21 protein-coding genes are annotated in these 23,178 nt (G+C 66.8%); 9 read left to right on the forward strand and 12 right to left on the reverse strand.

The genetic code is table 11. The annotated features are described in order from the left end of the window. Positions 1 to 206: 206 nt before the first annotated feature. From AAC691_RS14275 to AAC691_RS14285, 3 genes are all read right to left on the reverse strand, one after another. Positions 207 to 881, reverse strand: a complete 675-nt coding sequence (locus AAC691_RS14275) for a peroxiredoxin-like family protein (protein WP_342627396.1) — start codon at positions 879 to 881, stop codon at positions 207 to 209. Positions 882 to 986: 105 nt separating this feature from the next. Then, on the reverse strand, positions 987 to 2,081 hold the full coding sequence (locus tag AAC691_RS14280) for an alkene reductase (protein WP_342627397.1): 1,095 nt from the start codon (positions 2,079 to 2,081) through the stop codon (positions 987 to 989). 58 nt (positions 2,082 to 2,139) lie between these two features. Then, positions 2,140 to 2,820: a glutathione S-transferase N-terminal domain-containing protein gene (locus tag AAC691_RS14285; protein ID WP_342627398.1), complete on the reverse strand. Its 681-nt coding sequence runs from the start codon at positions 2,818 to 2,820 to the stop codon at positions 2,140 to 2,142. Between the two features lie 113 nt (positions 2,821 to 2,933). Between AAC691_RS14285 and AAC691_RS14290 the strand changes: the two genes are divergently transcribed. Continuing rightward, positions 2,934 to 3,818, forward strand: a complete 885-nt coding sequence (locus AAC691_RS14290; protein ID WP_342627399.1) for a LysR family transcriptional regulator — start codon at positions 2,934 to 2,936, stop codon at positions 3,816 to 3,818. A gap of 39 nt (positions 3,819 to 3,857) precedes the next feature. Here AAC691_RS14290 and AAC691_RS14295 read toward each other — a convergent pair whose 3' ends face one another. Continuing rightward, a complete protein-coding gene (locus tag AAC691_RS14295; protein WP_342627400.1) occupies positions 3,858 to 4,490 on the reverse strand; it encodes a TetR/AcrR family transcriptional regulator in 633 nt (210 codons plus the stop codon). Between the two features lie 86 nt (positions 4,491 to 4,576). On the opposite strand from AAC691_RS14295, the gene AAC691_RS14300 reads away from it, so the two are divergent. Next, complete coding sequence (locus AAC691_RS14300; RefSeq protein ID WP_342627401.1) at positions 4,577 to 5,068, forward strand: redoxin domain-containing protein; 492 nt, start codon at positions 4,577 to 4,579, stop codon at positions 5,066 to 5,068. A gap of 117 nt (positions 5,069 to 5,185) precedes the next feature. Here AAC691_RS14300 and AAC691_RS14305 read toward each other — a convergent pair whose 3' ends face one another. Continuing rightward, complete coding sequence (locus tag AAC691_RS14305) at positions 5,186 to 6,055, reverse strand: peptidylprolyl isomerase (RefSeq protein WP_342627402.1); 870 nt, start codon at positions 6,053 to 6,055, stop codon at positions 5,186 to 5,188. Between the two features lie 241 nt (positions 6,056 to 6,296). Between AAC691_RS14305 and AAC691_RS14310 the strand changes: the two genes are divergently transcribed. Next, on the forward strand, positions 6,297 to 6,776 hold the full coding sequence (locus AAC691_RS14310) for a sugar O-acetyltransferase (protein WP_246285333.1): 480 nt from the start codon (positions 6,297 to 6,299) through the stop codon (positions 6,774 to 6,776). Positions 6,777 to 7,021: 245 nt separating this feature from the next. After that, positions 7,022 to 7,402 (forward strand): hypothetical protein, encoded by a 381-nt coding sequence (locus AAC691_RS14315; RefSeq protein ID WP_176638947.1) that lies wholly within the window; start codon positions 7,022 to 7,024, stop codon positions 7,400 to 7,402. 96 nt (positions 7,403 to 7,498) lie between these two features. On the opposite strand, the gene rho is transcribed toward AAC691_RS14315, so the two are convergent. Then, the gene (gene rho / locus AAC691_RS14320; RefSeq protein WP_176638948.1) at positions 7,499 to 8,809 is read right to left on the reverse strand and encodes a transcription termination factor Rho; all 1,311 of its coding nucleotides are present in this window, start codon (positions 8,807 to 8,809) and stop codon (positions 7,499 to 7,501) included. Positions 8,810 to 9,083: 274 nt separating this feature from the next. Continuing rightward, complete coding sequence (locus AAC691_RS14325; protein ID WP_323989320.1) at positions 9,084 to 10,076, reverse strand: magnesium transporter CorA family protein; 993 nt, start codon at positions 10,074 to 10,076, stop codon at positions 9,084 to 9,086. Between the two features lie 184 nt (positions 10,077 to 10,260). Here AAC691_RS14325 and trpB point away from each other — a divergent pair, with 184 nt between their 5' ends. The 5 genes from trpB to AAC691_RS14350 all read left to right on the forward strand — a co-directional run bounded on the left by trpB (position 10,261) and on the right by AAC691_RS14350 (position 15,667). Further along, entirely contained in the window at positions 10,261 to 11,475 is a 1,215-nt protein-coding gene (gene trpB, locus AAC691_RS14330; RefSeq protein WP_342630225.1) for a tryptophan synthase subunit beta, read from the forward strand. After that, positions 11,472 to 12,296 carry a tryptophan synthase subunit alpha gene (trpA, locus tag AAC691_RS14335; RefSeq protein WP_342627403.1) on the forward strand — a complete coding sequence of 275 codons (825 nt, stop codon included), beginning with the start codon at positions 11,472 to 11,474 and terminating at the stop codon, positions 12,294 to 12,296. The genes trpB and trpA overlap by 4 nt, the downstream gene beginning before the upstream one ends. A 122-nt stretch (positions 12,297 to 12,418) precedes the next feature. Next, the gene (accD, locus tag AAC691_RS14340) at positions 12,419 to 13,294 is read left to right on the forward strand and encodes an acetyl-CoA carboxylase, carboxyltransferase subunit beta (RefSeq protein WP_323989318.1); all 876 of its coding nucleotides are present in this window, start codon (positions 12,419 to 12,421) and stop codon (positions 13,292 to 13,294) included. Between the two features lie 13 nt (positions 13,295 to 13,307). Next, complete coding sequence (locus AAC691_RS14345; RefSeq protein ID WP_342627404.1) at positions 13,308 to 14,657, forward strand: folylpolyglutamate synthase/dihydrofolate synthase family protein; 1,350 nt, start codon at positions 13,308 to 13,310, stop codon at positions 14,655 to 14,657. A gap of 20 nt (positions 14,658 to 14,677) precedes the next feature. Continuing rightward, positions 14,678 to 15,667, forward strand: a complete 990-nt coding sequence (locus AAC691_RS14350; RefSeq protein WP_342627405.1) for a nucleoside hydrolase — start codon at positions 14,678 to 14,680, stop codon at positions 15,665 to 15,667. A gap of 119 nt (positions 15,668 to 15,786) precedes the next feature. On the opposite strand, the gene AAC691_RS14355 is transcribed toward AAC691_RS14350, so the two are convergent. From AAC691_RS14355 to AAC691_RS14375, 5 genes are all read right to left on the reverse strand, one after another. Continuing rightward, the gene (locus tag AAC691_RS14355) at positions 15,787 to 18,840 is read right to left on the reverse strand and encodes a TonB-dependent receptor domain-containing protein (protein ID WP_342627406.1); all 3,054 of its coding nucleotides are present in this window, start codon (positions 18,838 to 18,840) and stop codon (positions 15,787 to 15,789) included. A gap of 327 nt (positions 18,841 to 19,167) precedes the next feature. Further along, the gene (locus tag AAC691_RS14360; protein ID WP_323989312.1) at positions 19,168 to 20,586 is read right to left on the reverse strand and encodes a sugar porter family MFS transporter; all 1,419 of its coding nucleotides are present in this window, start codon (positions 20,584 to 20,586) and stop codon (positions 19,168 to 19,170) included. Between the two features lie 163 nt (positions 20,587 to 20,749). Then, positions 20,750 to 21,745: an asparaginase gene (locus AAC691_RS14365; RefSeq protein ID WP_342627407.1), complete on the reverse strand. Its 996-nt coding sequence runs from the start codon at positions 21,743 to 21,745 to the stop codon at positions 20,750 to 20,752. A gap of 31 nt (positions 21,746 to 21,776) precedes the next feature. Further along, a complete protein-coding gene (locus AAC691_RS14370; protein WP_342627408.1) occupies positions 21,777 to 22,652 on the reverse strand; it encodes a hypothetical protein in 876 nt (291 codons plus the stop codon). A 31-nt stretch (positions 22,653 to 22,683) separates the two neighbouring features. After that, positions 22,684 to 23,163: a transcriptional repressor gene (locus AAC691_RS14375; protein WP_342627409.1), complete on the reverse strand. Its 480-nt coding sequence runs from the start codon at positions 23,161 to 23,163 to the stop codon at positions 22,684 to 22,686. Positions 23,164 to 23,178: the final 15 nt, after the last annotated feature.

Below are 23,178 nucleotides of genomic sequence, written 5' to 3' on the forward strand. Positions count from 1 at the left end.
CCAGAACGTCGGTTATATGGGCGGCGGATAGTTGGATGGAAACAGCGCGCGCCGGCTTTTTTCGTCATAGCCGCTCTTGAGACTGTACTCCGTACCGATTTGCCGGGCACGGACGGCGGCAGGCCGTGGATCTACAGTCTCGAACAGCCGGAACTGGGTTAATGCCCAGGCCCGCCTGCCTTGTTTTTCGGAAATAGCGATCCGCCTCAGACGGTAACAGTCGAGGCCTTGCGCAAGGCCGGAAGCATGTCTTCAGGCTCCGGACGGCGCGTGTAATCCGGGTTCACCTCGGCATAGAGGATCACGCCGTCCCGGCCGATGACGAAGCGGCCCGGCATCGGCAGCGTCCAGCTATCGTCGCCATTGAAGCCCGGCAGATCGTTCTTCAGGTTCTGGTAGAGTTCGACCAGATAGTCGGGCAGTGCAAAACGCAGGCCGAACTTCGCGGCCACATCGTTGTGCGTGTCCGACAGGATCGGGAAATCCAGTCCGTTCTGGCGCACCGACTTGCGGCTGTTCACCGCAGTCTGCGGCGAAATGGCGATCAGGCTGGCACCGAGTTCGCGGAACGACGGCAGCGCCGCTTCAAGCGCCTGGAGTTCCATGTTGCAATAGGGACACCAGACGCCGCGATAGAAGCTGACGACCAGCGGACCCTTCGCCAGCAGGTCGGCGGACGAGACGGGGGTGCCGTCCGGATCGTTCAGCGTAAAGGAAGGGGCCTTGTCACCCGCCTTGAGCGCCCTTTCGGCGGCGCCGGACGCGATCAGTTCCGCGGTGGCGCGGTGCATCACCTCGATGACCGAGTACGGCACGTTATAGGGCGGCTTGCCGGCCTCGAAATCGGCCTTGAACGCATCGAGCTTCGCTTGCAGAGACATCGTTGTTTCCTTCATTGATGGTCGTGACGGGATGAAAATGGAACGACCCGTTATCCCGGGGACGAAGGCGCGGACGATTATCCGTCATTCCGCGCCGGAATGGGGTCAGGCGACGGTTTCGTATTGCGGATAGTCGACATAGCCATGTGCCCCGCCGCCGTAGAAGGTCGACCGGTCGTAAGGGGTAAGCGGCAGGTCGTGCCGCAGGCGTTCCGGCAGGTCGGGATTGCTGATGAAATGCCGCCCGAATGCGACCGCATCGGCGTCACCCGCCCGAATGATCGCCTCCGCGCCCGCGCCGTCGAAGCCGCCGGCGGCGATGAGCGTGCCGCTGAACACACCGCGCAGAGTCCTGGCCGCGACCGCATCGCCCTCGGCGATCAATTCTGTGCCCCTGATGCGCGGCTCGACGACATGCAGGTAGGCGATGCCCATACCGTTCAGTTTCTCCGCGACATAGCCGAAGGTTTTCTGTGGATTGCTATCGGACATCGCGCCATAGGTGCCGCTTGGGCTCAGCCGTACGCCCACGCGACCGGCCCCCCAGACGTCGATCGCCGCCTGCGTGATTTCGAGCAGGAAGCGCGCGCGATTTTCGATCGGGCCGCCATATTCGTCGGTGCGATGGTTGGTGCCGTCCTGCAGGAACTGGTCCGGCAGGTAGCCATTGGCGCCGTGGATCTCCACGCCGTCGAAACCGGCCGCTTTCGCACGCGCGGCACCCTGGCGGAACTGCTCGATGATTGCCGGAATTTCGTCGCGTTCCAGGGCACGCGGCATGGAAAACGGTACCGGGCCGTTTGCGGTATAGGCGTATCCCTCCGCCTGAATCGCGGACGGGGCGACGGGTGCGGCGCCGTCCGGCTGCAGGTCGTGATGGGACTGACGCCCGACATGCCAGAGCTGCATGACGATCCTGCCGCCGTGGGCATGCACCGCGTCGGTGACCGTGCGCCAGCCCGCGATCTGGGCGTCGTCGTAAATTCCGGGCGCGCCGGCATAGCCGTACCCCTGCCGCGCAACGGGGGTCGCTTCCGAAACGATAAGCCCGCCGCGGGACGCGCGCTGCGTGTAGTATTCCCGCATCAGCGCCCCCGGCATGTCGCCGGGTTCCGAACGCAGGCGGGTCAACGGCGCCATGACGACCCGATGGTCGAGCGACAGCGCGCCCGCCCCGAACGGCGTGAAAAGCATGGACATGAGGGGTTCCTTGTCTGGAAAGGGTGCCAGTCTTAAAGGGTGCCAGTCTTAAAGGGTGTCAATCTTGGGGGACGAGCGCCTCGACGCGGGCAATGCCGCGCTGCACGGCCGGACGCGCTTCGATTGTTCCGTACCAGCGCGCGACGTTGGGCGCGTCCTCGAACGACACCCCCGCGAAAGCGCGTCGCCACAACCAGCCGAAATGGGCGATATCGGCGATGGTGAACACCTCGCCGGCAACGAATGGGCGGTTCGCCAGCACGCCGTCGAGTACGCCCAGGGTGCGTTTCGCTTCGCTGGAGAAGCGCTCTATCGCGATGGGCTGCGGCTCGGCGGCGAAACGCTGGAAGAAGCCGGACTGGCCGAAAGCCGGACTCAGGCCGGAGGCATGAAAGAAGAGCTGCTCGAAGACGCGTGCGCGCGCATCGCCGCCGGCGGGTAGACGCTGACCCGTCTTCTCGGCAAGATAAACGAGGATCGCGGCGGATTCCGTCAGGACGAAGGGGCCGTTCTCCACGGTCCGATCCAGCAGGACCGGCACCTTGCCGTTGGGATTGAGCGCCAGGAATTCCGGCGTCTTTTGCTCGCCCTTGCGGACATTGACGCCATGCAGTGTATAGGAAAGACCAAGCTCCTCGAGCGCGATCGGCACCTTGACGCTGTTCGGCGTCGCGAACGTATAAACATCAAACAGCGGCCGTGCGTCTTCGGCCGCCGCGCGTATGAATGAACCGGGCATCGAGACGCCTTCCTTCTGGCCCGGCCTGCCCGGGCATGTGAAAAACATGTCTCCTTGCCGCTCGACATGGCAGGTATGTCGAGGTGATAAGCACCATTCCCGGGAGGAATGGCATGGATCGATATCAGGCGATGGCGACGTTCGTGCGGGTGGTGGAGAGCGGCTCGTTTTCGGCAGCCGCGCGTCATCTCAATGTCGGGCAGCCGGCCGTCTCCAAGACCATCGCACAGCTCGAATCCCGGCTTCAGGTCAGTCTGCTCATCCGCTCCACACATGGGCTGACGCCGACCGAGGCGGGACAACGCTTCTATGAGCGGGCACGAAACGCCCTCCAGGAAGCGGACGAGGCGGAGCTTGCCGCGAAGGGGGCGGGGACGGGCCTGTCCGGGCGGCTGCGCGTTTCCGCCGCGACGACATTCGCGCGATTGCATGTCATCCCGAGGCTGCCGCAATTCCTGGCGGCTCACCCGCATCTCGACGTCGATATCATTCTCGACGATCGCATGATCGACCTTATGGCCGAGGGCGTGGATATTTCGCTGCGCCTGGGTGCGCTCTCGGATTCCACGGCAGTTGCCCGGAAAATCGCCACCGGCGGCCGATCGGTACTGGCAACGCCGGCTTATCTCGCGCGGGCCGGAATGCCGCAAAGCCCTGCGGATCTCGCAAATCACGAGGCGATCGTCTACAGCCAGTTGCCGAGCGTATGGTCGTTCACGCGCGATGGTGCGGCGGTTTCGGTTTCCGTCACCGGACGTCTGCGCGTCAGCGCCGCTGAAGGACTGCGTGCCGCGATCCTGACCGATATGGGGTTGACGATCGCCTCGGACTGGATGTTTGGCCCGGAACTGGAAAACGGCGCCGTCGTCAGGGTGCTGAAGGCCTGGTCGTTGCCCTCGATCGATCTCTGGGCCGTGTTTCCCGTCGGGCACATGATGACCGCGAAAGCGCGCCAGTTCGCATCGTTCGTCGAAGAGATCATGAGATCGCCCGAGTGAGTCAGCCGCTTCGCTGAAACTGCGACGGCGGCGGAGCCATCATGTTCGGCATGAGCGATGCCGTTCCACATAGGCAAGCGCCATATCGACCGCGCATTCCAGTGACCGGGCGTCGCGAGCCGTCTTTGCCAGAAGTATGCCCCCCTGAACCGCCGCCACCATGGCAATGGCCACCCCGTCGACATCGGCATCGGGGCGGAGTTGGCCATCCTGCAGCATCCGACGCAGACCGTTTGCGATCACCGTGGCCCAGGTCGAAAAACTCTGTTTCAGCAGCAGCCTGGCGTCCTCCGAACGGGTCGATAATTCGTTTGCGAGCGAGCCGACGGGGCATCCGCCCACGCCGCCGCTGGCCCGGTAGGCCGCGACGATCATGTCTCCCCAGGCACGGAGCGCGGCGAAGGAATCGAGCGCGCCGAGATAGGCCGCGTTGGCTTCCACGATGCGGCTGGTCTGCAGGGCGATGACTTCGCGAACCAGGGCCTCCTTGTTGGCGAAGTAATGGTAGAGCTGGGATTTGCTCGTGTTCGTGATGTCCATCACCTCGTCCAGACTCACGTGCTCCGCACCGCGCGCATAGACCAGTTCGGCCGCGGCCGCGACGATGCGCCGCTTCGTCGCGGCTCCGCGCGGGGTCAGAGGACGGTTCATGATCGTGGTTTCGCGGCCCATGGCTTCGTGCTTTCACATAATGGACTGGACAGTCCACTATGGAAATCGCATGCCTGCCCAACATAATCCAGATTGCTGAGGAACAGATGGCCGAGCAACTCAAGAACGGTGACAAATTTCCGGATCTCGCAATCCCGCAAGTCGGCGGCGGAACGCTTCATCCGGCCCGCGATTTCGACGGGGAATACAGGGTCATCCTGATTTACCGCGGCCATTGGTGCCCGTTCTGCAACGAACAGATTGCCGCATTCGCGCACGCCGCCGACGCGCTGTCGGAGGCGGCGATCCGAGTCATGGCATTCTCGGTCGACGACGAGGCCGCGTCCGCCGCATTCGCTGCCAGGCACGGCTGGCCGTTCCCGCTCGGGCATTCGGCTGATGTCGACACGATCGTCGCACGCACCGGCGCATATGACATGCGGCATCCCGGCCGTGGACATTTTCTGGAAACGACCGGCTTTGTCCTCGCGCCGGACGGATCGATCGTGAATGCCGTCTATTCGACCCGAGCCATAGGCCGCCTCGTCCCCGGCGACGTGATCCGACTGGTCGCGTTCATGCGTTCCTTGCCGAGCTAGAGCAGATCGCATTCAAACGGAATCGTTTGAACGGGTGAAGATGCCCGGTTCAGTGGAAGAAAGCCGCCTCTGGCATCGAGCATGATCGGCTAAAACGACGAAGACGTGATCTTCCGTTTACGGCTTCGCGCGCGTCGGCACCGGGACATTGCACAGCGCGACGCCGCGGGCGGGATGGACATAGAACGGATCGGTGCGGTTGGCGCGGGCGTCGAGATAGGCCGCGAAGGCCGGGCTGTCGGTGCGCATCACCTGGAGATGCGGCTGTTGCCCGAGGGGCAGGTCAGTTGCAAGTGTTATGGTGCGGATCGCGACTTTGCGGGCATTATTAGCATAAAATCCCAAAGCGCCCGTCCCGCGCGGCAACGCGCCGAGATGATCCATGCCTGTCAGGACCCGGCCTACGAGCGCGAGATTGCGATCGAGCTGACGCGGTGCTTCGCCGTTGACCGCGTAGAGTTCCTGCCCGTCGCCGGTATCGGGCGGCATGTCGCGCGCGACGCCGATCATGCCGTAGCAATGCGCGAGCCAGACGCGGTCCTGGTCCATCCCCACCGGCCACCCGGCCGCAAAGCCCGCCGCCGGTGCATAGGGATCGGAAAAACCAAGCGGACGAACGGCGATTCCCTGGCGCGGGCGGTCGTATTCGGCCGGGGGATGGGCGATGAAGCCGGTGGGCAGGTTGGCCTTTTCGTCGTGCGGGGCCCATTGCACGACGTAATCGTCCTGCACGCGGATGATCGCCCCGCCGTCCCATCGGTGCGCGCGGGCCAGCCGTATGATATTGCCGGTATGCGCCGGCGCGAATTGCGGCGCGAGTTCGATCGGAATCCGGGTGCCGTCGCCCAGCGTCATGACCAGCAGCCGGTCCGCCGGCACGTCGGCCCAGGCCGCGTCCGGCGCATGCGCCACGATTTCGGACGGGCCGGGCGCCGCGATCGCCATGGTCGGGAGCAGCAAAGCGAAGATCGGCAGGATGCGGCGCATGGCGGCGATCATGCCTGCCGCGACAGGGCAGCGGCAAGACGAAAAACCGCCGATTTTTCCATGTCCGGCCTGCCGTGGCCGGCGGTTATATTCCGCGAACCCCCGGTGCCCCTTGCGCGCCGAAATGCATGCTGCGACCGCAGCCCGAGGACCATGACGCATGCCGACTGACGCTCACGCCAGGGTTATTTACAGCCGGACGCCGGAATCGGCCGCCATGTTGGCACATGTCAGACGCGCCATGGCGATCACCACCAGGCTGAACCGTCTGACGTTCGATGATGCGGACGAGATTCGGGCCGTGTTCAGCGAACTGATCGGTACAAAGGTGGATGAGAGCTTTTTGCTGATCCCGCCATTCTATACCGCCGGCGGAAATGAAATCCGGGTCGGGCGCCGTGTCTTCGTCAATCAGAACTGCACGTTCTATGATCTGGGCGGCCTCGACATCGCGGACGATGTGATGATCGGGCCGAATGTGAGCCTTATCACGACCGGCCACCCGGTCGAGCCTGCGCAGCGACGCACCGCCATAATCGGAAAGCCCATCGTGATTGAGAAAAACGTGTGGATCGCGGCCGGCGCGACCATCATCGGCGGCGTGACGGTGGGCGAGAATTCGGTCGTCGCGGCGGGGGCGGTCGTCACCCGGGACGTTCCCGCGAATACGCTCGTCGGCGGGAATCCGGCGCGGGTCATTCGTTCGATCGGCGACGATTGAGGGACCATCTGCTTGCAGACCAGGGTGCGGGGACCCGAGGCCCCTGCCGGGTCCGGGCAGCGCCCGGATGGTGCTGGCCGGGGAATACTCTCCCAGAAGAGTCGCGACCGATCTCGGGAGAGAATTGAAATATTTGTCATACGCCATGGGGGCGATTGTTCTGGCGGTGCAGGTCCCTACCTAGGCTGCGCGCATGGGTTGCATCCATGAGGGGGTGCCCCCATGGGCTGGAAGAGATTGCCACCATGACATACGCGAGATTTCTTCCGCTGGCTGCGCTGCTGGCGTTTACGGCCTGTGAGGTTCCGAGCCCCGAGCAACGCGCGCTGCTGAATGCGATGCTCGACCGTCCCGCGGTGGACGTGGTGCGCCAGTTCGGCGTGCCGACCCGCGTGTATCAGGCGGATGGGCACACGTTCCTCGCCTATATCAGTTATGACACCAACTACTATTATACCGGCGGCGGCTGGGGCTGGTACGGCCGGTGGGGCGGTCCGGGCTGGGGGCCTGGCTGGGGCTGGGGCGGTCCGTGGTGGGATGGCGCCTATGTAAGCACGTGCCAGACCACCTTCGAACTGTTCAACGACAAGGTGACGGCCTGGACGATGCGTGGCGACGGCTGCTGAAAGCCTGGCCGGAAATGCGCGCTGGCGGCGATCCTGCGCGCGTTTCCGGTGCTTCGGTGCCCATGGCTCACAAGGCGGGCCGGTGGGCGAGGCGGATCAGGTATTCATCGCGTCGAAGAAATCCCGGTTGGTCTTGCTGTATTTCAGCTTGTCCAGCAGGAAGTCCATGGCGTCCATCGTGCCCATCGGGGCCAGGATGCGGCGAAGCACCCACATCTTGGACAGCTCGGAGCGTTCGACCAGCAATTCTTCCTTGCGGGTGCCGCTCTTGGTGATGTCGATGGCCGGGAAGGTGCGCTTGTCGGCGAGCTTGCGGTCGAGGATCAGTTCCGAGTTGCCGGTGCCCTTGAACTCTTCGAAGATCACCTCGTCCATGCGGCTGCCGGTGTCGATCAGCGCCGTGGCGATGATGGTCAGCGAGCCGCCTTCCTCGATATTGCGGGCGGCGCCGAAGAAGCGCTTGGGGCGCTGCAGGGCGTTGGCGTCCACGCCGCCGGTCAGCACCTTGCCCGACGAGGGGACGACGGTGTTGTAGGCGCGGGCCAGGCGGGTGATCGAGTCGAGCAGGATGACGACGTCACGCTTGTGCTCGACCAGGCGCTTGGCCTTTTCCAGCACCATTTCGGTGACCTGGACGTGGCGGGTCGCCGGTTCGTCGAAGGTCGAGGACACGACCTCGCCGCGCACCGAGCGGGCCATGTCGGTGACTTCTTCCGGACGTTCGTCGATCAGCAGGACGATCAGGAAGACTTCGGGATGGTTGGCCGAGATCGACGAGGCGATGCTTTGCAGCATCACGGTCTTGCCGGTGCGGGGCGGGGCGACGATCAGCGCGCGCTGGCCCATGCCGATCGGCGAGACCAGGTCGATCACGCGGGGGGTGAAATCCTTGGGCGTGCCCTTGGACCCCTTGCCACCCTTCTCGATTTTCTCGGGCTCGCCGCCTACGGCGTTGGCTTCGACTTCCATCTTCAGGCGCCGTTCGGGATAGAGCGGCGTCAGATTGTCGAAGTTGATGCGGTGGCGGACCGCCTCGGGCGGTTCGAAATTGATCGTGTTGACCTTGAGCAGCGCGAAATAGCGCTCGCCGTCGCGCGGGGCGCGGATCTGGCCCTCGACCGTGTCGCCGGTGCGCAGGCCGAAGCGGCGGACCTGGCTGGGCGAGATATAGATATCGTCGGGCCCGGGCAGGTAGTTCGCCTCGGGCGAACGCAGGAAGCCGAACCCGTCGGGCAGGATTTCCAGCGTGCCTTCGCCATGGATCGCCTGGTCATTGTCGGCGAGCGTCTTGAGGATGGCGAACATCATGTCCTGCTTGCGCAGGGACGACGCGTTTTCGATCTGCAGGCCTTCGGCGTACGCCAGAAGATCCGCGGGAGTTTTGGCCTTGAGTTCGGCGAGATGCATTCAGGATGCCTTGAATGGGCAGGTCACGTACGGGAGGGAACAGGTTGACCACGGATATGGCGCATGCGCGCCTGCCAGAAGGCCGGGAGTGCCGGCAGACGGTCGACAACGTTCCAGACGGAGGGAGCGCCGGGCGGAAGAATTCCGCCTGCGATGCTCGCCACTTTAGGTAGTCGTGCCCTGAAGGTCAAGCGTGGCGGGGGGCCGGGCCGTGGCCGGGGCATCACACTTACGTTGCAGGTGGGCGTTGCAGGCGGGCGCTGCGGGCGGGCCGCTACATGCCGTCGCCCAGCCAGCCGCGCCGCCAGAACCACAGCAGCGGCAGGACGATCGTGGCCGCGATCAGTCCCAGCGCATAGCCGTAGCCGTAGCGCCAGCCCAGTTCGGGGATATCGTGGAAATTCATGCCGTAGATGCCCGCCACCAGGGTGGGCGCAACGCCGATGAAGCTGACCACGGTCAGGATCTTCATGCCGTTATTCTGTGCGATGCTGATGAAGCCCAGGGTGGCGTCGAGCAGGAACTGCACCTTGTTGGTGGTCTGGGCCACGAAATCGTTCAGCGAGGCGATGTCGCGCACCACGGTCGCCAGCCGGCCGGCAAGCCGGTCCGACACGGTGTGGCGCTTGTTCTCGCTGATGAAGATCGCCACCCGTTCCAGCCCCAGCAGGCTGTCGCGCACCGACGAGGCGAGGTCGCCCGAGCGGCCGACCCGGCGCAGCAGGGCGCGCAGGGTGCGGTCGAGCTGGCCGGCGCCGCGCTGCGGGCCCCCGGCCTGGAAGATGTCGCGCGACAGCACGTCGAGCGCCTGGCCCAGATGCTCGAGGATGTCGGCCAGGCGGTCCACCACCGCTTCCATCAGGCGGATCGCGATCTCGTCGGATGTCGGGGCTTCGTGCCCGTCGGCGCGTTTCTGGTCTTCGATCTGGCGGGCGACGGTCTCGAAGGCCGAGAAGGCGGTGAAGCGGATGGTCAGCAGCCGGTCGCGCATCAGCACGAAGCCGACCGGCGAGACGAAGAAATCGTCGGGCGTGCGGCGTATCAGCGGGGTGGAGAGATAGACCGCGTCATCCTCCATGAACAGGCGCGAGGAACTTTCGATTTCCTCGAGTGCTTCGCGGGTGGGAATGCGCTGGCCGGTCAGGCGGGCGGCCAGGGCCTGCTCCTCGGGCGTCGGGTCGATCAGGTCCAGCCAGGCGGCCCCGGCGAAGTCGGCGGCGTCGGTCACCGTCCGGGCCGGTTCGCCGGGCGGATGGGCGAGAAACATGGCGGCGCGTCATTCCTGCTGTTCCCGATCCGGTATCGGCGGGGGCGGGCGGGCTGTCAAATCGCCAGGAGGCTGGTAATTTTCGGCCATGCGGTCCAGAACACGGGACATCCCGTATCCAAGGCTTGTGGAGAACGACGTGAGCGCAGCAGATCCCAGCGCAACCGAGCGCGGCACGGCCGGCATGCCGGGGGGCGCCAACAGCCTGCGCGGCGGCCCCGACGCGCGCGGCCGGTTCGGCATCTTCGGCGGCCAGTTCGTGGCCGAGACCCTGATGCCGCTGGTGCTGGAGCTGGACGCGGCCTACGAGGCCGCCAAGGCCGACCCGGCCTTTCGCCGCGAGCTGGATTACTATCTGCGGGATTACGTGGGCCGGCCCAGCCCGTTGTGGTTCGCGCGGCGCCTGACCGAGGAACTGGGCGGGGCGCGGATCTACATGAAGCGCGAGGAGCTGAACCATACCGGTTCGCACAAGCTCAACAACGTCATGGGTCAGATCCTGCTGGCACGGCGGATGGGCCGGACGCGCATCGTGGCCGAGACCGGGGCGGGCCAGCATGGGGTGGCGACCGCCACGGTCTGCGCGCTGTTCGGCATGACGTGCGTCATCTACATGGGCGCCACCGACGTCGAGCGGCAGAAGCCCAACGTGTTCCGCATGCGCCTGCTGGGGGCCGAGGTCGTGCCGGTGACCGCCGGCGCCGGCACGCTGAAGGATGCGATGAACGAGGCGATGCGCGATTGGGTGACCAATGTGCGCGACACCTATTTCCTGGTCGGCACGGTGGCGGGGCCGCATCCCTATCCGCAGATGGTCCGCGACTTCCAGTCGGTGATCGGCGAGGAGACGCGCGCGCAGATGCACGAGGCCGAGGGGCGGCTGCCGGACGTGGTGGTCGCCGCGATCGGCGGCGGGTCGAACGCGATGGGGATCTTCCACCCGTTCCTGGACGAGCCGTCGGTGCGGCTGATCGGGGTCGAGGCCGCCGGGCGCGGGCTGGATTCCGGCGAGACCGCGGCGTCGATCCTGCGGGGGCGGCCGGGGGTGCTGCACGGCAACCGGACCTATCTGCTGCAGGATGCGGACGGCCAGATCGACGAGGCGCATTCGATCAGCGCCGGGCTGGATTATCCGGGCATCGGGCCGGAACATGCCTGGCTGCACGATATCGGCCGCGTCGAATATGTGGGTGCGACCGATGACGACGCGCTGGCGGCCTTTCAGCTCTGCACCCGCACCGAGGGGATCATCCCGGCGCTGGAATCGGCGCATGCGGTGGCCCATGCCGCGCGGATCGCGCCCGCGCTGAGCCCCGAGACGCTGCTGGTGGTGAATATCTCCGGCCGGGGGGACAAGGACATCTTTACCGTCGCCGCACATCTTGGAGTGACATTGTGAGCCGTATCGCCCGCCGCTTCGCCGCCCTGAAGGCGCAGGGACGCGGCGCCCTTATCCCCTACCTGCAGGCCTGCGACCCGGATTGCGAGACGTCGCTGGCGCTGTTGCGGGCGATGCCGGGGGCCGGAGCGGACCTGATCGAGATCGGCGTGCCGTTCAGCGACCCCAGCGCCGACGGGCCGATCATCCAGGCCGCCGCACGGCGCGGACTGAAGGCCGGGTCGAGCATGGCGCGCGTGCTGGACATGGTGGCACGCTTCCGTGCGGAGGACGACGAGACGCCCATCGTGCTGATGGGCTATCTGAACCCGATCGAGGCCTATGGCCCGGCGCGGTTCTGCGCCGATGCGGCGCGGGCCGGGGTGGACGGGCTGATCGTCGTCGACCTGCCGCCGGAAGAGGCCGACCTGCTGGAGGGGGCTGCGGCCGCGCACGGGCTGGATATCATCCGGCTGGTGGCGCCGACCACCGTCGGCGACCGGCTGGGGCTGGTGTGCGGCCATGCCTCGGGCTTCATCTATTATGTCAGCATCACCGGGGTGACGGGCACGCGCACCGCCAGCACCGAGGAACTGGCGGCGGCGCTGCCGCTGCTGCGGGCGGCGACCGGCCTGCCGGTGGCGATCGGGTTCGGCATCCGCACGCCCGAGCAGGCGGCGGCGGCGGTGCGGGTGGCCGACGCGGCGGTGGTGGCCTCGGCGCTGATCGCGACCCTGGAGGGCACGCTGGATGCCGAGGGACGCGCGACCGGCGAGACGCTGCCGCGCGTGCTGGCGCAACTGCGTGCCCTGGCCGAGGCGGTGCGCGGCGCGCGCGGCTGACGCCGTGCCGGTCCCGGCCCCCTATCGGAGTGTGCGCCGGGGCGCGCTCTGGCGTTCCCTGCCCCCAGATTGTATGAGGGCAGTTTTCCGGGGCCGGGGGCCCCGCGTCATGGAGAGGTGGCATGAGCTGGCTGACCGAGTATGTCCGCCCCAAGATCCGCGGTCTGCTCAAGCGCGAAGTACCGGACAATCTGTGGACCAACTGCGAATCCTGCGGCCAGATGATCCTGGTCAAGGATCTGCGGAAGGGGCTGAATGTCTGTCCGCATTGCGGCCACCATATGCGGGCCTCGGTGGCCGAGCGGTTCGCCTGGACGTTCGATCAGGGAGAATGCACGCGCATCGAGCTGCCGAAGGCGCCGGTCGATCCACTGACCTTCAGGGACCGCAAGCGCTATACCGAGCGGCTGAAGGACGAGCGCGCCAAGTCGCAGCTCGACGAATCGATGGCGGTGGCGCACGGCCGGATCGGCGGTCATGACGCGGTGGTGGCGGTGATGGCCTTCGAGTTCATCGCCGGTACGATGGGCGCGGCGCTGGGCGAGGCGTTCGTCGCGGCGGCGCGGCTGGCGGTGCTGCAGAAGACGCCGCTGATCGTCTTTACCGCTTCGGGCGGGGCGCGGATGCAGGAAGGGCTGATCAGCCTGATGCAGATGCCGCGCACCACGGTGGCGGTGCAGATGCTGCGCGAGGCCGGCCTGCCCTACATCGTCGTGCTGACCCATCCGACCACCGGCGGGGTGACCGCGTCCTTCGCCATGCTGGGCGACGTGCAGATCAGCGAGCCGAACGCGCTGATCGGCTTCGCCGGGCCGCGGGTGATCGAGGACACGGTGCGCGAGAAGCTGCCCGACGGGTTCCAGCGGGCGGAATATCTGCTGGAGCACGGCATGATCGACATGGTGGTCAAGCGTGCCGACCTGCCGGAGATGCTGGGGCGGCTGATCGGGCTGCTGAACCATCGCCAGGCCGCCGAGCCGGCCCGTCCGGCCGCCTGATCGCGGGATCGCCATGCCCCCTGCCCCCGTTTCGACGTCCGTTTCTTCGACGTCCGTCTCTCCCGTCCTGGGACCGGAATTCGTCGGCCGCGCCGGGGTGGTGCTGGAGCGGCTGAACCGGCTCTATCCGGCGTTGATCGACCTGTCGCTGGGCCGGCTGGAGGCGCTGCTGGCGCGGCTGGGCCACCCCGAGGCGCACATGCCGCCGGTGATCCATGTCGCGGGGACCAACGGCAAGGGCAGCACCTGCGCCTGCCTGCGCGCCATCGGCGAACAGGCGGGCTGGCCGGTGCATGTCATGACCTCGCCGCACCTGGTGGACGTGACCGAACGGTTCCGCGTGGCGGGGCGCATCGTGTCCAGCGACGAACTGGTGGCGGTGCTGGAGGAGGTCGAGCGCGCCAATGACGGCGCGCCGATCACGGTGTTCGAGGTGCTGACGGCGGCGGGGTTCGTGCTGTTCGCGCGGCATCCGGCGCGGCTGGCCGTCATCGAGGTCGGGCTGGGCGGGCGCTTCGACGCCACCAACGTGCTGGCGCGTCCGGCCGCCTGCGCGATCACCGCGATTTCGATGGATCACGAATCGTTCCTGGGCGACAGCGTGGCGGCGATCGCCGGCGAGAAGGCCGGGATCATGAAGCCGGGCGTGCCCGTGGTGACCGGCCGCCAGGCGCCGGAGGCGATGGCGGTGCTGCGCGCCGTGGCGGCCGAGCGCGGCGCCCGCCTGCTGGTGCGCGACGAGGATTGGTCGGTCGCGTCCGTACCGGGCGGATTGCGCTATGCGGACGGCGAAGGCGTGCTGGACCTGCCGCCGCCCGCGCTGTCCGGCGCGCATCAGGTGGACAATGCCGGCCTGGCGGTGGCGGCGCTGCGCGCCAGCGGGCTGGTGGTGCCCGCGGCCGGCTGGGGCGGGATCGCCCGCGCGGAATGGCCGGCGCGGATGCAGCGCCTGCACGGCGCGCTGGCCGGGCTGCTGCCCGCCGGCTGGGAATTGTGGCTGGATGGCGGGCATAATCCCGGGGCCGGCCAGGCGCTGGCGGACGTGCTGTCGCGCTGGTCCGACCGGCCGGTGCATCTGGTGGTCGGCATGAAGCAGACCAAGGATGTAGCGGGCTTCCTGGCGCCGATGCTGCCTCATGCCGCCAGCGTGCAGGCGGTGGCCGAAGAGGACCAGCATCTGGCGCTGCCGATCGAGGCGATCATCGCGGCATCGTCGGGCCGGGCGATACCGGGCCCGACGATCCGCGCGGCGCTGGAGCGTCTGGCGGCGGCGCCGGACGCGCGGCCGGGGCGGGTGGTGATCTGCGGCAGCCTGTATCTGGCCGGCGTGGCGTTGCGCCAGGATGGCTGGACGGCCCGCTGACGGGACTTGCCGAGGAGGGCATGATGCGGCGGCACAAGGTGATTTTCGACACCGATCCCGGTGTGGACGATGCGATGGCGCTGCGCTTCCTGACGCGGCGGCCGGAATTCGACCTGCTGGCGGTGACCACGGTGTTCGGCAACCTGGATATCGGCACCGTCACGCGCAACGCGCTGTGGCTGGCCGACCGGATGGATTTGTCGGTGCCGGTGGCGCGGGGGGCGGCGGCGCCGCTGGCCCGCGCGCGCGGACATGGCGCGCCGCACGTGCATGGCGCGAACGGGCTGGGCGACATTCCGCTGACCGGGCCGCTGACCGGGCTGCTGGCCGATCCGTCGGTCCGGGCGGCCGATCCGCGCCCGGCCTGGCAGGTGATCGTCGAGTTGGTGCGGGCCCATCCGGGCGAGGTGACGCTGATCGCCGTGGGGCCGCTGACCAACCTGGCGCTGGCGCTGGCGCATGATCCCGAGATCGCCGGGCTGGTGGCCGGGGTCAGCCTGATGGGCGGGGCGTTCGGCACGCGCGGCCATCGGGGCAACGTCTCGCCGGTGGCCGAGGCCAACATCCTGTCCGACCCCGAGGCGGCGGACCGGGTGGTGACCGCGCCCTGGCCGGTGACGATGCTGGGGCTGGACGTGACGCAGCATGTGGTGATGGACGCCGCCTATCTGGACCGGCTGGGGGCGGCGGGCGGCGCGGACGGGGTGTTCCTGCGCGCCGTGTCGCGCTTCTACCAGGCATTCCACGAGCGGTCGCGCGGGCTGGCCGGGATCTTCGCCCATGACAGCCTGGCGGTGATCCAGGTGATGGCGCCGCATCTCTTCACCCTGCGGCGGGGGCCGGTCCGCGTGGCGTGCGGCGGGATCGCCGACGGCCAGACGATCCAGAAGCCGGACGGCGTGCCCTGCCCGCCCCTGCCGGCCTGGGACGTCCATCCGGCGCAGGCGGTGGCGGTGGATGTCGACGCGGCCGGGGCGCTGACGCTGTATGCCGAGACGTTCGGCGTCTGACGGGGCCCCCGGCTCGACGGTCCGGCCTCGCATACAGCGACAGGGCAGCCGTTATGCAAGCAGATCCCGTTCAAATGGAATCATTTGAACGGGGGTGAAGATGCCGGAAAAGACCTGGCTCAGAGCGTCACGTTGACGCCGAAGCGGAAGGCGCGGCCCAGCATGCCGGCTCCTGCCCAGGCCGGGTTGTACAGATATCCGCCATAGGTACCCAGATCCAGCGGGGGCCTCCAGTTGGCGACATTGTACATGTTGGCATAGGCCGTGAACCGTTTGTTGAAGCGGTAGGCCAGCGTGAGGTCGATGTCCCAGAAATGGGAAGCATTGCAGCGGATCGGGCTGCCGTCCAACGTCGTTTCGCCCGCGAAGCCGGTGGCGGCCTGCGCGCAGTCGTTGCGCGTGCCCGGACCGGTATAGTCCTCGGCGGTCAGCTTGTAGCCGCTGGTGTAATAGACGGTCGTGGTCAGCGACAGCTTGTCATAAGTGAAGGTGTTGGCCCAGTTGGCGCGCCAGCGGGGGGTTCCCGACGCCGAGGTCGTATTGGCCGGTCCGAGCGTGCCCGCGAAACGTTCGGTGCCGAGACCCGGATAGGTGATGTTGTAGCGGAAGACGTATGTGGCCTCGCCCTTGCTGTACCATTTTATCTTCGACAGCTTGCCCGGCAGCGGGACATTGGCGTCCAGCGCGAGGTCCAGCCCGTCGGTCACCAGGGTGGCGCCGTTGATGTAGCCGAGATTGACGATCCCGGGACGGGCCATCGCGCCGGGATGGTCCGGATCGGCAACGTCCGGTATGACCGAGATGCCCGACGGCATGCCGGCGCCGGCATAATACGCCGCCAGGGCCGTGGATTGGTTTGCGGTCGTGATATAATTGTCTTTCTTGATGTAATAATAATCGACGCTCATGTTGAGCCAGCGTGTCGGCTGAACGACGGCACCGCCGGTGAAGCTGGTCGACAGTTCGGGCTTGACGGCGGGATTGCCGACCGTGTTGAGCGCCAGGCTGTATGACTGCGCATAGGCGTCCGGCCCCGTGCCCGAGGCATTCGGGTGCTGGGCAAGGAATGCCGCTGCGTTCGGATCGCCGGCCGGGTTGTAGGTGATGTATCCGATCGTCTGGCTGTTGGTCTCGGCGAAGCTCGGCACGCGGAAGCCCTTCGAGAAGGTGCCGCGTAGCGTGAATTCCTTGACCGGCTTCACCAGGGCTTCGACCTTGGGCGAGAAATGGTCATACCCGACCGAGTAATTGTCGTAACGGCCGGATACGTCGGCGCTGAAATATTTGACGACCGGGATATTCGTTTCGAAGAAGCCGGATTCGACCCAGCGGCTGCCCTTCGCGTAAAATCCGTTGATGCCCATGTACTGGGCGCTCGGATTGCTCGGGTCGTCGGGGTTGGCGCTGGGGTTGTTCAGAGATTCATACCGAATGTTGCCGCCGATGACCAGGTTGACCATGCCGCCCGGCAGGCGGAACAGGCCCTTCTGCAGGGTCGCCTCGCCCGAATATTCCGAAGAATCCGAATGCTGCACCGATCGCGGCGCGATCCAGTTGCGGATGGCGGCCGAGTTCTGTGACGGGTCGAGGAAATTATAGCTGCCATCGTTGATCGCCTGCCGGACGCGGCTGAAGATCGGATAGCCGTTCCGGTCATATTCCAGGTCATCCGTCATGCCGACGAACGATGCGTTATATTTCCAGTCCGATCCCCAGTTCGAGGGCTCCCACCCCGAAAGGCGGACCGAGCCGCGATAGGCCTGGTTGAACTGGGTGGAACTGGGGTTCAGGTCGCCGAACAGATAGAAGATCTGCGCCGGCTGGCCCTGCGCGGCCCATGGATCGTAAGGATTCGGTTGTCCGTTGGACAGCATCGCCGGAAGCGTGATGTTGGCGAAGTTGATGTCGCCCGAACGGCTTTGCGAGCGGATGCTGACAGGCGCCCCACTGGTGCCCGCGCCCGTATTATAGCTTGTGTTCTGCGCATAGGTGAACATCGCCGTCAGTTCGGCGCGTTCCCACGGACGGGTGGTGAAATGGGCGGTCGTGCTGATGCGGCGATCTTCGGGGTCGATCACCCGGTAGTTGCCCACCAGGTTCTGTTCGCACACGGTGTTTGCGAAATTGCCGGTGCTGCCGGGAAAGGCGCCGGCCGGCACATTGTGGGTGGTCAGGTTTCCGCAACCGCCGCCAAGGGGTTGAAGCCCGCCGAGCGGTGTAAGGGTGCCCCCCGCACCGACCGACACCGGGCGTACGAGCGCCGTGGTGGTCGATCCGATGCCGACGACCGAGCCATCGGCCTGGATCGCGTTGGGATTGGCGTTATAGCCGCCGATGCCGGTCAGATCGCCGGTATCGTAGGGGTAGCCACGCTGCCGGTTGTACAGCATGTCGTCATTCTGGTATTCGGCATTGACGTAGAAATTGTAGTTGTCGCGATCGAGGTCGCCATGCCCATAGGTGGCGTAGAGGCGCTGGTGGCCGGCATCGCCCTGGCCGCTTAAGCCGCCTTCGGCATTGGCTTCGAAACCCTTGATTTCCTTGCGGGTGATGAAGTTGATCACCCCCGCGACGGCATCGGCGCCGTAGGTGGCGGATGCGCTGTCCTTCTGGACGTCGACCGCCTGCATGATCGACATCGGCATCCAGTTGACGTCGACGAAGTTACGTTCGCCATCGTCGGAAAGCGGATAGTAGGCCAGGCGTTGTCCGTCCATGAGCACGAGGGTCGAGTCCGTCGTCAGGCCACGCAGCGACGGTGCCGATGCGCCTGCCGCGAAGGCGCCGTTGGAGGAAAACGAGGCCGGCAGATTGCCCGAGCCGTTGGAAGCCAATTGCTGCAAAGCCTGCGCCGCCGTGGTGATGCCGCGCATTTGCAGGTCGCGGGTGGTCAGGTGCGTCATGGGGGAGGCGCTGCGGAAGTTCGGATCGCGGATCAGAGAGCCGGTCACGACGACATTTTCGGCCTCGGCCGGGACCGTCGGTATGGCCGCCGTCTGCACCATGGCCACCGCATTGGCCGGCCGTGGGGGCGGAACGACGGAAGCAGGTTGCGCAACCGCCGCCGATTTCTGGGCTTTCACGGCCGGCTTGGCATGGTGCGTGCGGGCCGCATGCGCATGCGGCGTCGTCGCCGCGTTCTGGGCGAAGGCGGGAGAGAGCGTCCCGCTCATTGCCGTGAAGGCCAAAAGGAAAATATTCCGACGCCGAACAGATATGAGGGACGTTTGTTCCATTATGTGCGTTTCCTGAAACTTTCGCAACATAATGTAAAATAGAAACAAACAGATATTGTTTCTTATCCGTTACAAAATATGTCGGCAAAATTTTGTCACGAAACCGGAAAGAGTGCTCTTTCCGCATGATACGGTTCTAGTGTCCTGCCCGAGAAATTCTTATGAGAATTTCTCGGACCAGCAGGCCACTAAAATATTGATTGCCGGAGCGTCATCCGATCGGGAACGAACGGGGCGGCGCGGTGCCGGCGCCGCCCCCGTTCGTCACGGCGCGTGATGCCGGGCGCGGCCCAGGTCGCGCAGCGGTACGCCGGCCATCAGGCGCTGTTCGATCGCTTCCAGCGTCATGCCCTTGGTTTCCGGCACGAACAGCCAGGTCAGGACGATGAACAGGGCGTTGAAGGCGGCGAACAGGCCGAAGGTCATGCCCCCGCCCAGCGCGTGCAGCAGCGACAGGAAGGTTGCGCCGACCGCCATGTTGCTGAGCCAGTTGGTCAGCGTCGAGAAGGCGATGCCCAGGTCGCGGCCCTTGAGGGGCTGGACCTCGGAACACAGGACCCAGATCAGCGGGCCGGCCGACATGGCGAAGCCGGTGATGTAGACCAGCAGCATGAAGACGGCGAGGATCTGCGTCGTCTGACTGGCGACGCCGTGGCCGATGACCAGGCCCAGCGTGCCCATGCCCAGGGTCATGACGATGAAGCCGGTATAGAGGATCGGCTTGCGTCCCCAGCGATCGACCAGCCCGACGGCCACGAAGGTCGCCAGCATGTTCACCAACCCGACGATGGCGGTGCACCAGAGCTGCGCGGTGCCGGAGAAGCCGGCCAGCGCGAAGATGCGCGGCGCGTAGTACATGACCACGTTGATGCCGGCCAGTTGCTGCATGATCTGCAGCAGGATGCCCAGCGCCACCGAGCGGCGGAAATTGCGGTTGTGGCGCAGCATCTCGAAGCCGCGCTGCTTCTGCTGAAGCTGCAGGCCGATGTCGCGGACCTCGCGCGAGGCGTCCTGCGGGTTGGACCGCAGGGTGCGCAGGACGTCCAGTGCCTCCTGCCGGCGGCCCTTCATCATCAGCCAGCGCGGGCTGTAGGGCAGGAACAGCACGCCGACCAGGAACAGGGCGGCGGGCACGGCGACGATGCCGAACATCCAGCGCCAGTTTCCGGAATAGCTGAACAGCGTGTCGCTGAGAAAGGCGAGGAAGATGCCCACCGTGATCATGAGCTGGTAGGTCGAGATCATCGCGCCGCGCACCTTCTCGCCCGCGATCTCGGACAGATAGAGCGGCGCGGTGAAGGCGGCGATGCCGATCGCCAGGCCCATGACGGCGCGGCCCGCGATCAGGGTGGCGGTGGACCAGGCCAGCGCGCAGGCCAGCGAGCCGGCCACGAACACGGCGGCGCCGATGACCAGCGAGCGCTTGCGCCCGATATGGTGGGACATCCAGCCGGCCATCAGGGCGCCGACCGCGGCCCCCGCCATCATGGCGCTGACGATCCATTGCTGCGCGATCAGCGAGGCGTGGAATTCGCGGGTGACGAAATCCAGCGCGCCGGAAATGACGCCGATATCCAGGCCGGACATCAGCCCGGCCAGGGCGGCCAGGCAGCCGACGACGATCGAGCGCACATGGACGGACTCGGACGGGGCGTGCCGCGGGGACGGCGCGGAAGCATTCATGCCGGACGGTTCCTTACGTTTATTATTTACTAACGTTTCTTATCTATTATCGTTTAGTTTATTATCGTTGAATTGTTGTTGGTCTTGTTAACGTTTTTGTTTGTCAGTTTCGTACAGGCGTGTGGCCCTGGCGTGTCAATTCGGCGTGATCGGGCGGACACGATCAGGCGAAGGCGGCGCGCACTTCTCCAACGATCATGCCGTTCCAGTTGCGCATGCTGTGCCGTGTCAGGCCGGCCAACACCATATTGTCACGATTTTCGGGCCCAAGGAAGCGGATCAGCAGGGCGGCCATCGCGACCTCGGCCGCGCGGGGGGCGCCGTCATGGCATTTCACCGCGATGCCCAGCCCCTGTTCGGGCAGGGCGGCGGCCATGATGCCCTCGGCCCCCATCTTGCTGAACACGGCGGGGCCCAGGGCCTGCATCAGTACCGTGTCGAAGCGGTTGGTGCCGCCGACCATGAACGGGGCGGCGGCGACCGCCGCGCGCAGCCGCGCCGCCGCGCGCGCGCGTTCGGCGCCGAGGCCCACGCCGCTGCCGAACCGGGCGAAACCGTGGGCCAGCGCGCGCAGCGGGATGGCGTAGGTGGGGATCGAGCAGCCGTCGATGCCGCGATTGTCGGGCCCGTGGGGGGCGCCGGTCACGTCGGCCAGGGCGGCCGTGACCTCACGCATGATCGGGTGTTCGGGGTGGATATAGCCGGTGCTGTCCTGGCCCTGGTCGCACGCCAGGCAGATGAAGCCGGCATGCTTGCCCGAACAATTATTGTGCAGGGCCGACGGGCCCCGCCCCGTCCCGGCCAGGGCGCGGGCGGCGCCGTCGTCCACCGGCCAGTGGACGCCGCATTCCAGGCAGGCCGCGTCGCGCCCGGCGCGGGCCAGCATGCGCGACGCCGCCGCGACATGGGCGGGCTCGCCGGTATGCGACGCGCAGGCCAGGGCCAGTTCCTCGTCCCCCAGCCCGAGCCGGGCGGCGGCGCCGCTTTCGACCAGCGGCAGGGCCAGGAAGGATTTGACCGCCGAGCGCGGATAGGTCGGGCGCTCGGCGTCGCCCAGGGCGAAGACCACCCGGCCCGCCGCGTCCACGACGACGGCGCTGCCGGCATGACGGGATTCCACGCGGTCTCCGCGCGTGGCCTCGGCGATGATCGTGTCCATCCGGAAGATCCTCTGGGGTCGGACGGCGGGGTCAGCCGCCGGTCAGGAAATAGCAGGGCGTGCCGGAGCTGCGGGTCGAGTCCGGGTCGTCCTCGATCAGGTCGTCGACCATGAAGCGCTTCAGCCGCAGCACCACGATGCCGGCAGCCGCGTCGTCCAGCAGGTCGGCATCGTCTGCCAGCAGCGACAGCCAATAGGGCACGCCCCCGCGTTCGGTCAGCAGCAGCGGATCGCGCCGGCTGAGCGTCAGCCCGTCGCGCAGCATCGCGTCGGCCCGCTGCGCGCCGGCGATGTGGTACAGGAAGGAATCCGGCGGGTCGGAGGGCTGCAGGCCGCGATGATGCACGCGGGTCAGTTGGACCGTGTCGGCGTCGAGATGCGTCACCTGCCGCCGGGGGGCGGGCGGCTCGGCCGGGCCGTGGGGGGCGCGATCGGATACGGGCACGGGCACGGACACGGGTAGGGGCGCGGCCGGGCGGGCGAACAGGTCGTCCTGGCCGGGGACGGGGCCGGGGACGGGGGCGACGACGGGGGCGGCGCCGCGCCGCGGCCGGGGGGAACGGGCGGCCTGCTGCTCGGCGATGGCGGGCAGTTTCAACTGGTCGAGGCCTAGGCGGGGGCCCAGGCGGGGGCCCAGGCGGGGGCCAAGCCGGGTACGTGCCATGTCGATGCTTCCTTGCAGCGCGGCCGCATGGGGCGGCGCAGCCGTTGGGGCCGGGGCCGGCAGATAGGCGGCCAGGTCCCGGCAGCCCTGCCGGCGCCAGAACAGGGCCATGGCGCGCGTGGCGTCGGGGGCGGCGATCCGCGCCACGACGCGTCCGTCCGCGTCTTCGATCCGGAACAGCGTGCGGGTCTTGTCGGAAGGTGCAAGGACGCTGGGCCTTGCCTTGAAGCCGTGTCTCACCATGTCGCCGATTGTAGCCGGATATGCCGGGAAGTCACCCGTGGCAGGCGGCGCACAGCCCTTCGGCCTCGACCGTCGAATGGCGGACCGTAAAGCCGATGGCGCGCGTCGCCGCGACCAGGGCGGCGACGATCTGGCGGTCGTCCAGCTCGGTCACCTGGCCGCAGCCGGTGCAGATCAGGAATTGCGCGGCATGCAGGTGGCAGGCGCCGTCGTTGTCGGCGTCGAGCGCATGGGTGCAGCCGACGAAGGCCGACAGGCGTTCGATCTTGTGGATCAGCCCCTGTTCCAGCAGGAAATCCAGAGCGCGATAGACGGTGGGCGGGGCCGCGCCCTTCTTGTCGGTGCGCAGCCCGTCCAGCAATTCATAGGCGCCGACCGGGCGCGCGGCGTCGAGCACCAGCCCCAGCACCTGCCGCCGCAGATCGGTCAGCCGCGAGCCGCGCGCGGCGCAGATATGCGCCGCAACGTCCAGCCATGCCTCGGTTTTTTCAGCGAAGATCCGTTCCGTCATGCCGGTTCGCGCTGT

The sequence above is a fragment of the Nguyenibacter vanlangensis genome (assembly GCF_038719015.1).
In the GTDB taxonomy this organism is placed as follows: domain Bacteria; phylum Pseudomonadota; class Alphaproteobacteria; order Acetobacterales; family Acetobacteraceae; genus Gluconacetobacter; species Gluconacetobacter vanlangensis.

What these genes read in the sequence shown, in the direction of transcription:
- AAC691_RS14305 (WP_342627402.1), bottom strand. Translation starts at nt 6,055, where the DNA reads ATGCGCCGCATCCTGCCGATCTTCGCTTTGCTGCTCCCGACCATGGCG.
- AAC691_RS14315 (WP_176638947.1), top strand. Translation starts at nt 7,022, where the DNA reads ATGACATACGCGAGATTTCTTCCGCTGGCTGCGCTGCTGGCGTTTACG.
- AAC691_RS14295 (WP_342627400.1), bottom strand. Translation starts at nt 4,490, where the DNA reads ATGGGCCGCGAAACCACGATCATGAACCGTCCTCTGACCCCGCGCGGA.
- AAC691_RS14345 (WP_342627404.1), top strand. Translation starts at nt 13,308, where the DNA reads ATGCCCCCTGCCCCCGTTTCGACGTCCGTTTCTTCGACGTCCGTCTCT.
- rho (WP_176638948.1), bottom strand. Translation starts at nt 8,809, where the DNA reads ATGCATCTCGCCGAACTCAAGGCCAAAACTCCCGCGGATCTTCTGGCG.
- AAC691_RS14350 (WP_342627405.1), top strand. Translation starts at nt 14,678, where the DNA reads ATGATGCGGCGGCACAAGGTGATTTTCGACACCGATCCCGGTGTGGAC.
- AAC691_RS14325 (WP_323989320.1), bottom strand. Translation starts at nt 10,076, where the DNA reads ATGTTTCTCGCCCATCCGCCCGGCGAACCGGCCCGGACGGTGACCGAC.
- AAC691_RS14275 (WP_342627396.1), bottom strand. Translation starts at nt 881, where the DNA reads ATGTCTCTGCAAGCGAAGCTCGATGCGTTCAAGGCCGATTTCGAGGCC.
- AAC691_RS14310 (WP_246285333.1), top strand. Translation starts at nt 6,297, where the DNA reads ATGGCGATCACCACCAGGCTGAACCGTCTGACGTTCGATGATGCGGAC.
- AAC691_RS14290 (WP_342627399.1), top strand. Translation starts at nt 2,934, where the DNA reads ATGGATCGATATCAGGCGATGGCGACGTTCGTGCGGGTGGTGGAGAGC.
- accD (WP_323989318.1), top strand. Translation starts at nt 12,419, where the DNA reads ATGAGCTGGCTGACCGAGTATGTCCGCCCCAAGATCCGCGGTCTGCTC.
- AAC691_RS14280 (WP_342627397.1), bottom strand. Translation starts at nt 2,081, where the DNA reads ATGTCCATGCTTTTCACGCCGTTCGGGGCGGGCGCGCTGTCGCTCGAC.
- AAC691_RS14285 (WP_342627398.1), bottom strand. Translation starts at nt 2,820, where the DNA reads ATGCCCGGTTCATTCATACGCGCGGCGGCCGAAGACGCACGGCCGCTG.
- AAC691_RS14365 (WP_342627407.1), bottom strand. Translation starts at nt 21,745, where the DNA reads ATGGACACGATCATCGCCGAGGCCACGCGCGGAGACCGCGTGGAATCC.
- AAC691_RS14375 (WP_342627409.1), bottom strand. Translation starts at nt 23,163, where the DNA reads ATGACGGAACGGATCTTCGCTGAAAAAACCGAGGCATGGCTGGACGTT.
- trpB (WP_342630225.1), top strand. Translation starts at nt 10,261, where the DNA reads ATGCCGGGGGGCGCCAACAGCCTGCGCGGCGGCCCCGACGCGCGCGGC.
- AAC691_RS14370 (WP_342627408.1), bottom strand. Translation starts at nt 22,652, where the DNA reads ATGGTGAGACACGGCTTCAAGGCAAGGCCCAGCGTCCTTGCACCTTCC.
- AAC691_RS14355 (WP_342627406.1), bottom strand. Translation starts at nt 18,840, where the DNA reads ATGAGCGGGACGCTCTCTCCCGCCTTCGCCCAGAACGCGGCGACGACG.
- AAC691_RS14360 (WP_323989312.1), bottom strand. Translation starts at nt 20,586, where the DNA reads ATGAATGCTTCCGCGCCGTCCCCGCGGCACGCCCCGTCCGAGTCCGTC.
- AAC691_RS14300 (WP_342627401.1), top strand. Translation starts at nt 4,577, where the DNA reads ATGGCCGAGCAACTCAAGAACGGTGACAAATTTCCGGATCTCGCAATC.